This window comes from Bacillus proteolyticus, assembly GCF_001884065.1.
GTDB classification, from domain to species: domain Bacteria; phylum Bacillota; class Bacilli; order Bacillales; family Bacillaceae_G; genus Bacillus_A; species Bacillus_A proteolyticus.
On the sequence record NZ_MACH01000087.1, the window covers coordinates 1 to 12,403 of the forward strand.

Sequence of the window (12,403 nt, forward strand, 5' to 3'; positions counted from 1 at the left end):
ATCGTATATATAATAATCAAATACAATAAAATTATATATTATATTAATATGTCTTTCTAATTAAAAAGTAATAAAATTATAACCCCTATTATATAAGGAGTTGATTCAATGAAAAAAATGCCTATCGTATTCAAAGTTCCCCCGAATTCAAAGCTAAAAGTTACATTCTACGGTCCTTGTAACGAAGTAATTACAAACGTATCTTTAATTAATCAACTACTCATCCCTAACTGCCAGACTGTATCTCAATATCCAGACTTCAAGAAATATATAACTGAAGTCCGATCATTATCAAATTGTTAATCATATAATTTGTGATTTTTCATTTCGAACCGTTCGATAATAAAAAAATAGAAAGAGCCGAGTCTTTCTAAAGAAACGGCTCTTTTTCATTTCACAAAACATAACTTCAATAATAAACTAAAATAACTCATTAATTGATATTCTATTGATATTTCGTTGATATTTTACACATATTAATAAAATGCGCATATATTATCGTATGGAGTTACTCCACTCATAAAACCTATCTTTCTTTTGAGTATACTTTATTTGTATACTCTTTTTTTATTCTTTACTTACCATTACCCTGTTCATATTTCCGAAGATCACCCATACAAACATCGAGTATTTCAAAAAATCATCTTCTTATTAATCGCTATGAATATAAGTTTAACAATTTATCGATAGCTACATTTTCAGCATCACTTAAATCGACGAAATATTGAAGTTGCCATAGTTGACTCTTCTTAGCCTGATTACTAGCAGGTTTATCCCAAATAGGGTAAACCCTCATAGCCATTTTTCCTTTTTGGTTTTGAGTTTTTAATATTTTTTCTTTTAGAAGAATCTCTTTTGGAAAAATAAATTGTCCTAGTTTATTATCCGCTATACAAGTAATAACTAAAAGATCAGGAGCCAAATCATAAGAAAATGCCTGATTTCTCATGGAAGCCCCTTTCTCCCAAAAAGAAACAAATTGTCCAATCTTATTAGGCGTAATTTTTGATACCCTAAACCGTATACTTCTATTATTTAGCTGGAATATCCCTCCTGCATATTCTGAATTTTGTTTTTCTTCTTTTTGGTTAGTGATGAATAGATTATTAGGTTGGTAAATCCTTTCATCTAGTTTTCCAACTATATTACTAAAATCAATCATGTAGACACACCTTTTTTATTTTCCAGCATATCAAGAACACTTGTTCTTGTATATCGAACTTAAACTTTAATCAAAAACCGCTGTAAAGATACTTAAACGAATGATAGCTTTGTATCGTCTTTTCAAAGATTATTTTATCTACTCCATCCATAACTTCAAATTTACTTTTATAGTATTTATTACATAACTCTCCCAATTTTTCGTGTTATTTATTATTATATTAATATATAAACAAAAACGAGGTACATATTATATGACCCAATTCAAAATTGACTTTGGCTCCATAGAGCACCCTTTCTTCCTATTATTTTTATATCTTATCGCACTTCTTTTAACACTCGGCATTACATTTAGTATATGTCATTCCCTTTTACTAAATTTAAATGCACCGAGTTGGGTAGCAAAACTATTAGCTATCGTATTAACTCTAGGTGTTGCTTATCAAGTATTTATGAACTTATTTTAATATTTTACCAATTTAACATCTTTAAAAAAAAGGCCCTACCATAAGGTAGAGTCTTTTTTTTAAATAGTCCATAAATCACAAACATGTCTTTTATTTTATTGGAGATGGGAATCTTGCAGCTTCAAAATGCGTACTAATAAATCCTGGATCATTTTGTATAATCAGTCCATCTACATCACTCTCAGCAAAAATTTCAACTACATCTCCTGCATGTAATTGAAGTATTGTTGAAACAGCTACGACATTTGCAAAATTGGGTGGACCAAAAAAGTCATTATCTATCGCTATAGCTGGATTATCATTTACCCGAATTTCTACACGCGCCCTATAATTCGTATTACTATCATTAGGTGCAAAGCTGATTGTACCAATAATAGAATAAACTCCTCTAGTCTTCGGAATAAAATCTGATGTTACTGGATTATATTCATTCGCTAAATCAAACTGTTCATTTTGGAATAATACTTTAACAAAAGTATTTGCAGTGACATTTTGATTTACTGTACTAACAGCTCTAAAAGCAGATGCCCTTACAAGCTTATCTTTCTCATTATCACAACACTTATCGTAATAATCTGTACTCTTCTTACAACAAATATGCTGTGTCTTTTTATAGCCATTGCAATGCTTACAATAATAATATGACATATTTATATCCCCTTTCTAAATCTATTGTTGTATACTATGCAAAATAAATTTAAAAAGTTTGGACGAGCTATTGCTAATATGAAATTAAAAAAACTCCACCGAAAAGCAGAGTTAATATAATTTTTTCCTTTTTAATATTTATACAATTGGAGATGGAAATCTAGCAGCCTCAAAATGAGAACCATCTTCTGAACTACTAATAACCCCATCTATACTACTTTGCGCAAAAATCTCAACAATATCACCTGCATGTAATTGGAGTATTGTTGAAACACTTACGACATTCCCAAAATTTATCGGACCAAAAAAGTCGTTATCTATAGCAATTGCCGCATTTCCATTCACTCGAACTTCTACACGCGCTCTATAGTTTACATTTGTATCGTTTGGAAAGAAACCAATCGTTCCAATTACGGAATAAACGCCTCTAGTCTTCGGAGTAAACTCTGATGTTGCCGGGTTATATTCATCCGCTAAATCAAATTGTTCATTTTGAAATAATACTTTGACAAAAGTATTGGCTGGAAGGTTTTGATCAACTGTATTTACCGCTCTAAAAGCGGATGCTCTTACAAGGTTTTTCTCCTTATGATCGCAAGAACAATCATCATATTTTTCACTGCACTTATTATTATAGTCACTTCTTTTTTTACAACAATCATGATTTTTCTTTTTGTAACTCCCACAATTCTTACAGTAGTAATAACAAGACATATATATCGCTCCTTTCTACTCTATTACTACATATTATGCAAGCTAGATTTGGAAGGTTTAGACTAATGTTCTGCTATTACAAAAATGAGAACGTGCTACCATAAGACAGCTTGAAGAGAAAATATAACTAAAAAACAAAGCTGTATTTTAAATTTTGATTATATCACTAATATCAATTATCCCGTTTCATCAACTCGTATTTCCAGCCTTCTCCTCCGTACAATTTTATTATTATTAAATAGATTTCAACATTCAGTACGATATGCAATATTTCATATTTTATTATTTTAATATCCTTTTATTATCGATAAAATGATAATATTCTCTTAAATCCCCTATGAAATCAACAATCTCTCTATAACAAATTATATTCCATCTTACAGAATTACTGTTAAACATTATATTCTAATATTATTATTGTAAATTATTTACCTGTACAAACGTAAGAATTTTGTGTATTCTATGGACAAGGAGTAAGGTAAGAGTTACTCTTTGCCATTTTAGGAAAGGCCCTGTTGGAGACAACAGGGCCTTTTTTCATAAACTAAATCGGTAAAAGTTCCTTACTAATTAGCTTTCATTACCTGAACATCATGTATTTCTTACATACAACACTGCTCTTCTTCGACTGTTTCATTTACAATCATCAGGCAATATTTAATAGTACATCGTTCATTTATCCAGTACTTTCAAAACAGCTTAGACATCGTTAAAACACTCCATGCACTACAAATAAATCACCTTTTATTGGAAGGTTTCATACCACTTATACTTTTGGAGACGGGAATCTGGCTGCTTCAAAATGTGCACCATCTTCTGCAGCGCTAATAACGCCCGCTATACTACTTTGCGCAAATACCTCGACTAAATCTCCTGCATTTAATTGAATTATTGATGAAACAGCTACAGCATTAGTAAAGTTTATTGGACCGAAAAAGTCATTATCTATTGCAATTGCTGGATTTCCATTAACACGAATTTCCACTCGTGCTCTATAATTTAAGTTTGTGTTATTAGGAGCAAAAGCAATCTTTCCAATTACAGAATAAACGCCTCTTGTCTTTGGAATAAAAATAGAGATAGCTGGATTATATTCATTCGCTAAATCAAATTGTTCATTTTGAAATAAAACTTTTACAAAAGTATTAGCAGGAACAGTTTGATCCAACGTATTTCTAGCCCTAAAAGCAGACGCTCTTACAAGCATGTCCCCTTTATCATCACAACAATCCCCTTTCACATTCACCCCAGGTTTTTCCTCATGCTTTTTATCACATTTTTCATAACACTTACTGCTTTTATGACAATCATGATATTTCTTTTTATACCCCTTACAATAATCACAGTAGTAATAAGACATACTAAATTCCTCCTTTCATTTTATTACTACATGCTATGTAAGGTAGATAAAAACAGTTTGGACAAGCTTTTACTATTATTAAGAGAATTAATGGATTATTTTATTTAACTTTTTGTTAATACATTGGGTTATTTGTAAATTATTGATTATTTTTTGTAAAACATAACATTTATCTATTAATTTATTAATCTTAATTGGTTATTATTTGTTTGATAACAAATCTCAATTAAAAACCATAAGGAGTGTTTATCTTGAAAATTTCTTAGTTATCCCTGTAATTGCTGTATCTCTTATCGGCTTAGGTCAAACTTCAACATCCGCGGCAACCGAAGAATCAAATGTAAGCCCTAAAATTACTGAATCTAATCAAGTACAACTTCCACCAGTTCAATATGCTTTAGAGGCTAATGAAGAGTTCGCTTTTTACGGTTCAGGAATTTATAAATTTCACCATGAAGGCGGGAAGGATCTAAGAGTTTTCCTGAAAAATATTGGTAATGAAACTTTCACTTATGATTTATATAATTCTAAAGGTGGATGGTTATCAAACGGAAAGTTAAAACCTGGACAACAAACTATTAATGAATTTAGTACTGAGTGGTCTGATTGGCTTCCTGGTGGTAAGTACCAGATTGTATTTAAAAATAACAGTGGTGCATTTTCTAAAGTCAAAATTGCAGCAAGAGCACTAGACGAGTTTGAAAAATAATACTTTTGGAATAATATTACTGGTTGGAGCAGTTAGCTTTTGCTAGCTGCTCTTTTATTCTTTTCCTCTGTATATTACTGATGTCATCCGTGTTCAATGCAAATGGTAGGTATAACCCATCCACCAGAACAACAAGCATGATAAATTTTTCTTCATTCAGATAATCCATAATATCTCTAAAACTTTCGTTACTGAAAAACGTTTGTTGTTCATCATTACTTTTAAGTGATACATATAAATTGCAATCGTTTCCCAATTCCATTCCCCTTTTCTACAAAATGAAACTTTTATATTAATCTTAATTACACATTTAATTACATATTACTTCATCAGACACGAATCATTTCTTATAAGGGCGCTCTGTACTTGCGCCCTTATTTAAATACTCAATTTTATTCCCCCGCATATTTTTATAAATTGTATACAGTTCCATATGGAATTGTTGAAAAAGCAATTCCGTATGGCGTAATATGATGCATTGGATAATAATATTCCATAGATGAATAGTACGGTTGTATACCTTGTTGCATGTGTTGCATTTGCTGCTGTGCTTGTAACGCTTGTTGAACAGCTTGAATTGTACTTTGTGCTCCGCTATACGTAATACCCGCCGTACCATATGCAGGCCACATTCTAGCTCGGGTATTAAAATATGAATAATGCATTATTATTCAACTCACTTCCATTAATGAACTGGACTTCCATTTTGTTTTGCTTTTTGTTTTTGGACGGTAGTAGATAGCAATGACCGAGTAAACCTGGATCTACTCCTAATTGCACTGCTTGCCTTACAGCCCCCATCAATGACGGAACTTCGCATTCTAATAACTTTGGATTCGTACGAATTGTTGTAAGTGCAATACGACTCATGCGCTCCATACTCATGTGCTTTGGTAATATTTCTGCAAAACGTGGAGCCATTTTCTTCATATAACCTTCAACCAATTTATCCGGTGTTGCAGATGCGTTTACCTAGCGATTTGCTAATTGATTTTTAACTTTTTCATTTGTAAACATTGTTCATTTCCTCCCTTATTTAACCGTGAATTTTCTCGTTTGAGATTCTTTAACATATTACTCATACAAATCAGGGTGATCTGCTTTAAATCGCTTGCTATCAAAACGATTTGTTGTGTATGACTTCCCGTACACTTTGTAGTTCTCAGTCCCACCAGCTTCATTGATGCCGAGCTTTGCTTTGATTTTGTTTTCGTACTCTGCCTTTTGTTCTTGGAGTACTTTTATTTCTCGGTCTACTTGATCACTCGCTTCAATGAGAAGTTCTTCTTGCTTGCCTAAACTGACAAAGCTATCCGCAATGGATTCTGGATATATATGTTTAAGTAATTCTGTCGATGCATCCGACCCATCAAACATCGGTGGTACGTTCTTCTCAACGTTGTTTAGCCAAAATTCTTTCGCTATATCTGCTAGATAACCAATCAATTCATCATCTCTTTCAATTTCTTTTGTAACGAATTTATTACCACCAACTAATGCAGGATTTCCCTTTCCATTATCGAATTAGTAATGCTTGGAAAGGGGGTGTAACATGGCAGAAATAAAAGTAGGACTTACACAGTTTCTAGACTTCACACTGAAAAGTAGTGCAGCTAAAACAAACTTTGTAAAAAATCTAAAATCCCAATCTGAATACCAACCAGCTTTTGATTACTGGAAACAATTACGAGAAACTGTTATTAAATTTCATCAAAACAAACTACCTTTTGAATGTTTTGAAACATTAGTGCAAACGGTTGATCAGAAGAAAAAGCAAAACTACATTGATGTTATAAAGCAGTACAGAAAATTTATTAAAAACAAAGATGTCTCTTGGTTCGATCCAGGTAAATCACATTGGATATCAGATGATTTAATTGTTCGCTCATCACCCGAACTTGGTTTACTCATTAATAATGAGCCTCATCTTATCAAACTGTTTTTCAAAGGAAAAAAAGAGCGAATTGATAAATACAACATCAACTCAACACTGACATTATTAAATGAATCAATATTTTCAAATGAACATAACGATGTGAATTATACGGTCCTTAACATCCAAAAGAACAGAATGTATACGAATAACTCTATTAATAATGATCATTTAATAGCACTTGAATCAGAAGCTAACCAGCTTTGTTATATATGGAATAAGATGTAAAGGGTACTATTCACCTCTTTCATTACCTTGTTCATGCATAATTTAGGCACAATTTTCACAAATCCAATCAGTTTCGTTTAATTGAAGCTCACCTTCTTGTTCATCACAAACAATGCAGGGTGGGTGTTTTTTCAAAAATATTTTCTTCACCCAATTCACCATCCTAACTTACCTCCTCCTCCGAAAGAGTGATGTAATGAGCTCTTTCCACTACATCAGCGTTTATGCCCTGACTTCTTAACCGCTGAATGATTCCGGGAATGTTTTACGATCCCTTTCACGTTTCTCACGTTCCGTATCGTGCTGTTCTTTCGCTCGCATTACTTTGTTTGGTTGTGATTGTTGTTGGAACTCAGCAATTGCTGCTCTAATCTCTTCTCTCACAACTTCACGAATAAGTTCTTTTAACGATTCCTCTAAATTCATACATATACCCCTACATCATTTTTGTATTTCCAGCTTGTTGTTCGATCCACTCATAAAATTTATAAGTAATAATCATCCACCGCTTACCTTCTTGCAATTACATGCGGAATGCGTAAAGGTGAAATTTTAGGCCCGCAATAGAAAGACATGGATTTTGAGAGACGAACGTTATCTGTTAATCGCTCCCACTCTCATATTACAAAGGGTTTCCATGAACCAAAAACATCATCTAGAAAGAGATTACTTGTTCTGCCTGACATTACTTTAATAGCACTAAATGACCATCTGCAAAAAATTTCTGAGGAAAAAGAGCGATATGGCGAAGGCTATAATGACTACGATTTGGTTTGCCCAACATATAACGATAACCCCTGTAATTTCAGAAGTTTGACACAGCTCAAGAAAAAGCTTATAAAGAAAGTGAGGTTCCTAATATTCGTTTGCAGGATATAAGGCGTAAATCCGAAAATCGTAAGTGAACGATTAGGACATAAAAGAGTAGGCATCACATTGGACACCTACTCACATGTGTACCAGACCTACAAGAAAAAACAGGCGAAGATTTTGCAATTACGGATTTTGCATAAAAAATACCAGCTTATCCGTGTGACATTGAGAGGAGTCAAAAACATGAAAGAAATCAAATCTGAACAAGAATTCAAAGACATCATCGCAAGCGAGGAGCCAGTAGTTGTTAAGTTCTTTACTACATGGTGCCCGGATTGCGTGCGTATGGACAACTTTATCGGAGATGTAATGGAAGAGTTCAATAAGTTTGAATGGTATTCTATTAATAAAGATGAGTTCCCAAGTATTGCGGAAGAGTATCAAGTAATGGGTATTCCAAGCCTACTTGTTTATCAAAATGGCGAGAAGCTTGGCCACTTACATAGTGCTAACGCAAAAACTGAAGAGCAAGTTACTGAGTTTTTAGAAGCATACTAAGAAACGAAAAACCTCTGAAAATATTTTCAGAGGTTTTTTCGTTTTCAAAATGTTCTTTGTATTTTTCTCTTTTTAGAAAATGAACATTTTTATATTATTCTCCTCTTCTTATTCACTAAATTTTTTTATCATTTCTTATATATTACTCCCACGAGGAATTACGAAGAGTCATTTTGTGAAATATATACCTGAATGGAATTATGCGAATCATTATTCTCGCCACCTTCTCCTATGCCATAATCATCGTTAATTGTTTAAACAACTTTCCGCTTTGTACTTTTCAACATTTTTTTCCTTAACGAAACTTTGTTACCCCCTTCTTAAAAAGCTATAAAACGTCAACAATGTTTGTATAGACCCACACGAGTTTCGTTTGATACTCTATGTATAGAAAGAAATTCCTAATAGGAAGGTGAGTGATTAAAATGGATTCTCTTTCTCATAAAGAAGCTGATAAAGGTGCTATTGTCAGCATTATGGCCTACATATTTTTATCCTCTATGAAAATTATCATCAGTTATATTACCCTCTCTAGCGCATTACGTGCTGATGGATTGAATAACTTAACGGATATTGGTGCTTCTTTAGCAATATTAATTGGCCTGAAAATTTCTCGTAAGCCTCGCGACCCAGATCATCCATATGGGCATTCGCGTGCAGAACAAATCGCATCACTTGTTGCTTCTTTTATTATGGCAACGGTCGGATTAGAAGTTGTGATTAGTGCAATTCAATCGTTTTTAAATCCGAAACAAACAGCGCCTAATGTACTCGCTGCGTGGGTTGCCTTATTTTCTGCCGTCGTAATGTATTTCGTATATAAATATACGAAAAAGATTGCGATTCAAACAAAGAGTAAGTCGTTAGAAGCCGCTGCAAAAGATAATTTATCAGATGCACTCGTAAGTATTGGTACAGTAATAGGTATTGTCGGATCACAGTTCCAAATGCCTATTTTAGACCCTATTGCCGCTTTAATTGTCGGCCTTATTATTTGTAAAACCGCATGGGAAATTTTCGTAGAAGCCTCTCATATGCTAACGGATGGAATTGACCCTGAAAAAATGGATGAATATGCTGATGCTATCGGGCGTATTTCAGGTGTAGAACATATTGTAGATATTCGCGCTCGTATGTATGGAAATCAAACGTATGTAGATATTACAATTGAGGTTGATGCTCGAATGGATGTACGCGAAAGCCATTGTATCACTGACAATATTGAGGAAATGCTTCGAAAGAAATTCGGAATATACCATGCTCATATTCATGTGGAGCCCATGCAAAAAGAACCTATTATGACATAGGTTCTTTTTTGATGAACGCCTTATGAAATATAACACATAAAACGAGCCAGCTACCGCCCGCTGCCCATCCGGCTAATATATCAGATGGATAGTGCACGCCAAGATAAATTCGGCTAACTGAAATAGATAATACAACAAAGCTCGCTATAAAAATAATCAGCAACTTTTTATGCAATGAAATACGATCTTCTGTAATTGTGACGTATGCAATAAATCCTAAAAAAGCAGTAGCATTCATCGTATGCCCGCTCGGAAAGCTATATCCAGTTGCCGTAACAAGCTGTGTCACATCTGGTCTTGCCCGTTCATACCATAGTTTGAGCATACTGTTCAAATAACGAGATCCGTAATAATTTATTGTTAGAAGTAATGCACTTAGCAGTTTTTTTCTAACGAGAAAATACATTACAAGTATAATGAGTAACGGGAAATATATTCTTTTTGAACCGATAAAGGACATCCAAGTAAAATAGGTTGTCAAATAATCGTTTCGGAAACTTTGAATAAAGTGTGCGACTACATTATCAATTTTTTCAATACAAGCGGTATGATACGAAAGTGATAGTGCGACAAAACAAATGAGTAATGTACAACTTAACAAGTATAAATGTCGATATCGTTTCACATACATAACCTCACTATGCAAAAAAATGGAGCGGTTGTTTTAGTTTTCCTCTCCATTTCTTTTTTATGCATAGTTTATTAAAAAATATAATTGTTAATTTTTTGCTGCATCGTTGGAATATCTTCGCTTGTTACTGTAAAGCGAATAACCTTCTCATCAAGATCAAGCGCTTCTGCGAATAAACCAGCCAATCCACGCGATTTTCTATCTACTTCCATAATAATTTCTAATCGGTCGTAAGCAATTGGCAAGATTAATAATTCTAATTCATCTAATTCCCCATAATACTCTCCGGAAACTGGAATAAATTCAAATTCTTGTGCAAATGGTACTTGCTTACGTAATCGATATGGTAATTCTTCGCATTCTATATGACGCGCTTTAAAACCTAATTGATTTACACTGTCTAATACGCTGTTCAATAGTGCATTCGGCAACACTTGAATATAATCGCGGTCACTTGGATCAATACTACGTTTAATATCAAGACCTGTATGAACCCAAACCGTTTTCATTCCAAGTGTTAGTGGCGCTTCAATTGGCATTGAAAACGAAAATGGAATTTCAACTTTTTCATTTGGCTCTACAGAAAATGGATCAGTTAAACGAACTCGCTCTAAATCATACGTTGCCGTTACTTTTTTATCATCCACTTCTCTTACATAAGACGTCGATAACGTTAAGTAAATGCTTTCAATTTGTTGGCTAACTGAGCCTCCAGTTATATGAACCTTACCTATTATCTCTTCTCCAACTATATACTCATCTTTTTCAAGAACCGTATCTACTTTTGCACTACCAATACCAACGCTTGCTAAAAACTTTTGAAACATGGGGTCTCCATCCTTTCTAAAGCGTAAGCTACATCTTTTTTCAGATCTTGTACATTCTCATAGTATGGCGCTTTCATTTGTAACATTCGCATTAGCATTTCGCGATTATATTCTTCCAATACTAACTCTTCATACCAAGGGTTTTCTTTTTTTTCAGTTGATTCATAACCAGCATACAGTAAAAATAATACGAAATGACCGAGCGCATAAAAATCGCTACGAAAGTGAACTTCTCGCATCAAAGCTTGTTCCCCTTCATAAGTTGTAGCTCTCTCATCACCCTCACCTTTCAATTTAGCCAATCCAAAATCAATAATACTAATTTGATTTTCTTTCATTAATATATTCGGAATACGTAAATCTCTGTGAATGATACCTTTACTATGAAAAACCGAAACAATTCCTAATATTTTATATAAAATTTCAAAAACTTCTCGTTCTTCATATACATGCCCATCTAGGAAAATATAATCTTCGAAATTTTCTCCTGGCATATACTCCATCACAAAAAAGCTCTTTTTCTTCCATACGAAATGATCATATAGAGTAGGAATTGCATGATGATTTAATGTTTTTAACATCATTTTCTCTTGTTCAAATGATTTTCTACCAGACTCATATCTTTGTTTACTTTTTCTTAATTGTTTTAAAACTTTATATTTATTTATTTGTAAATCATTAACGACATATGTAACCCCATAACTGCCCATTCCAATTACTGATTCAATCTTATACCGCTCTGCAACAATTGTATTTTTTCGCAGTGGTCTATCAAATAAAGCTAGTATACGACGCCATTTCATCAGCTACTTGAAAAGAAGCTACGACTTTTACGTTTTCTTTTATAATGATGATGCCCATAATCAGAAGAACGTCGTTTATAATCGCTACTTGAATAAGATCGCCCTCTATGGCGATAATCACTACTTGAATACGAACGATATTTTTTCTTTCCTAATAAAGAATCAATAATTTTTTTGAACATCCCTTCACCTCTTGTATAAAATTTTCTTTTAATTATACCAATAATTATAGACTCTGTTTGTG

16 protein-coding genes and 4 pseudogenes are annotated in these 12,403 nt (G+C 33.3%); 6 read left to right on the forward strand and 14 right to left on the reverse strand.

The window, feature by feature from the left end; all coding sequences use genetic code 11:
- Positions 1 to 108: 108 nt before the first annotated feature.
- Positions 109 to 303 (forward strand): hypothetical protein, encoded by a 195-nt coding sequence (locus tag BAQ49_RS13980; protein WP_071745807.1) that lies wholly within the window; start codon positions 109 to 111, stop codon positions 301 to 303.
- Positions 304 to 658: 355 nt separating this feature from the next.
- Here BAQ49_RS13980 and BAQ49_RS13985 read toward each other — a convergent pair whose 3' ends face one another.
- Positions 659 to 1,162 (reverse strand): MepB family protein, encoded by a 504-nt coding sequence (locus BAQ49_RS13985; protein ID WP_071745808.1) that lies wholly within the window; start codon positions 1,160 to 1,162, stop codon positions 659 to 661.
- A 253-nt stretch (positions 1,163 to 1,415) separates the two neighbouring features.
- Between BAQ49_RS13985 and BAQ49_RS13990 the strand changes: the two genes are divergently transcribed.
- Positions 1,416 to 1,628: a hypothetical protein gene (locus BAQ49_RS13990; RefSeq protein WP_071745809.1), complete on the forward strand. Its 213-nt coding sequence runs from the start codon at positions 1,416 to 1,418 to the stop codon at positions 1,626 to 1,628.
- A gap of 90 nt (positions 1,629 to 1,718) precedes the next feature.
- Here the strand turns inward: BAQ49_RS13990 and BAQ49_RS13995 are convergent, their stop codons facing one another.
- From BAQ49_RS13995 to BAQ49_RS14005, 3 genes are all read right to left on the reverse strand, one after another.
- Positions 1,719 to 2,276, reverse strand: a complete 558-nt coding sequence (locus BAQ49_RS13995) for a C1q-like domain-containing protein (protein WP_071745810.1) — start codon at positions 2,274 to 2,276, stop codon at positions 1,719 to 1,721.
- 138 nt (positions 2,277 to 2,414) lie between these two features.
- Positions 2,415 to 2,990, reverse strand: coding sequence for a C1q-like domain-containing protein (locus tag BAQ49_RS14000; RefSeq protein WP_071745811.1), 576 nt, complete (start codon positions 2,988 to 2,990; stop codon positions 2,415 to 2,417).
- A gap of 766 nt (positions 2,991 to 3,756) precedes the next feature.
- Positions 3,757 to 4,350, reverse strand: a complete 594-nt coding sequence (locus BAQ49_RS14005) for an ABC transporter permease (RefSeq protein WP_071745812.1) — start codon at positions 4,348 to 4,350, stop codon at positions 3,757 to 3,759.
- A 205-nt stretch (positions 4,351 to 4,555) separates the two neighbouring features.
- Between BAQ49_RS14005 and BAQ49_RS14010 the strand changes: the two genes are divergently transcribed.
- Positions 4,556 to 5,059: a hypothetical protein gene (locus BAQ49_RS14010; RefSeq protein ID WP_244159097.1), complete on the forward strand. Its 504-nt coding sequence runs from the start codon at positions 4,556 to 4,558 to the stop codon at positions 5,057 to 5,059.
- A gap of 16 nt (positions 5,060 to 5,075) precedes the next feature.
- On the opposite strand, the gene BAQ49_RS14015 is transcribed toward BAQ49_RS14010, so the two are convergent.
- From BAQ49_RS14015 to BAQ49_RS14030, 4 genes and pseudogenes are all read right to left on the reverse strand, one after another.
- Positions 5,076 to 5,315 (reverse strand): hypothetical protein, encoded by a 240-nt coding sequence (locus BAQ49_RS14015; protein ID WP_244159098.1) that lies wholly within the window; start codon positions 5,313 to 5,315, stop codon positions 5,076 to 5,078.
- A 154-nt stretch (positions 5,316 to 5,469) separates the two neighbouring features.
- Positions 5,470 to 5,724, reverse strand: coding sequence for a DUF3947 family protein (locus BAQ49_RS14020; protein WP_071745814.1), 255 nt, complete (start codon positions 5,722 to 5,724; stop codon positions 5,470 to 5,472).
- A gap of 16 nt (positions 5,725 to 5,740) precedes the next feature.
- Positions 5,741 to 6,076: pseudogene (locus BAQ49_RS14025) on the reverse strand (recombinase RecT); the annotation flags it as partial.
- A gap of 57 nt (positions 6,077 to 6,133) precedes the next feature.
- A pseudogene (locus BAQ49_RS14030) lies at positions 6,134 to 6,556 on the reverse strand (hypothetical protein); the annotation flags it as partial.
- A 55-nt stretch (positions 6,557 to 6,611) separates the two neighbouring features.
- Here BAQ49_RS14030 and BAQ49_RS14035 point away from each other — a divergent pair.
- On the forward strand, positions 6,612 to 7,220 hold the full coding sequence (locus BAQ49_RS14035; protein WP_071745815.1) for a hypothetical protein: 609 nt from the start codon (positions 6,612 to 6,614) through the stop codon (positions 7,218 to 7,220).
- Here BAQ49_RS14035 and BAQ49_RS34280 read toward each other — a convergent pair.
- Together BAQ49_RS34280 and BAQ49_RS33540 are read right to left on the reverse strand one after the other, a co-directional pair.
- Positions 7,199 to 7,382, reverse strand: a pseudogene (locus tag BAQ49_RS34280) (hypothetical protein). The gene BAQ49_RS14035 and the pseudogene BAQ49_RS34280 overlap by 22 nt on opposite strands.
- 1 nt (position 7,383) lies before the next feature.
- Positions 7,384 to 7,646, reverse strand: a pseudogene (locus tag BAQ49_RS33540) (hypothetical protein).
- 630 nt (positions 7,647 to 8,276) lie between these two features.
- Between BAQ49_RS33540 and BAQ49_RS14050 the strand changes: the two are divergent.
- Together BAQ49_RS14050 and BAQ49_RS14055 are read left to right on the forward strand one after the other, a co-directional pair.
- A complete protein-coding gene (locus BAQ49_RS14050) occupies positions 8,277 to 8,591 on the forward strand; it encodes a thioredoxin family protein (protein ID WP_000658777.1) in 315 nt (104 codons plus the stop codon).
- Positions 8,592 to 9,016: 425 nt separating this feature from the next.
- Positions 9,017 to 9,898, forward strand: a complete 882-nt coding sequence (locus BAQ49_RS14055) for a cation diffusion facilitator family transporter (protein ID WP_071745816.1) — start codon at positions 9,017 to 9,019, stop codon at positions 9,896 to 9,898.
- Here the strand turns inward: BAQ49_RS14055 and BAQ49_RS14060 are convergent.
- The 4 genes from BAQ49_RS14060 to BAQ49_RS32290 all read right to left on the reverse strand — a co-directional run bounded on the left by BAQ49_RS14060 (position 9,888) and on the right by BAQ49_RS32290 (position 12,341).
- Positions 9,888 to 10,523 (reverse strand): phosphatase PAP2 family protein, encoded by a 636-nt coding sequence (locus tag BAQ49_RS14060; RefSeq protein WP_016129318.1) that lies wholly within the window; start codon positions 10,521 to 10,523, stop codon positions 9,888 to 9,890. The genes BAQ49_RS14055 and BAQ49_RS14060 overlap by 11 nt on opposite strands.
- A 77-nt stretch (positions 10,524 to 10,600) precedes the next feature.
- Positions 10,601 to 11,356: a sporulation protein gene (locus BAQ49_RS14065; RefSeq protein WP_071745817.1), complete on the reverse strand. Its 756-nt coding sequence runs from the start codon at positions 11,354 to 11,356 to the stop codon at positions 10,601 to 10,603.
- Positions 11,338 to 12,159, reverse strand: a complete 822-nt coding sequence (locus tag BAQ49_RS14070; protein WP_071745818.1) for a serine/threonine protein kinase — start codon at positions 12,157 to 12,159, stop codon at positions 11,338 to 11,340. The genes BAQ49_RS14065 and BAQ49_RS14070 overlap by 19 nt, the downstream gene beginning before the upstream one ends.
- Positions 12,159 to 12,341, reverse strand: coding sequence for a hypothetical protein (locus BAQ49_RS32290; protein ID WP_071745888.1), 183 nt, complete (start codon positions 12,339 to 12,341; stop codon positions 12,159 to 12,161). Before BAQ49_RS32290 ends, BAQ49_RS14070 begins: the two co-directional genes overlap by 1 nt.
- Positions 12,342 to 12,403 lie beyond the last annotated feature (62 nt).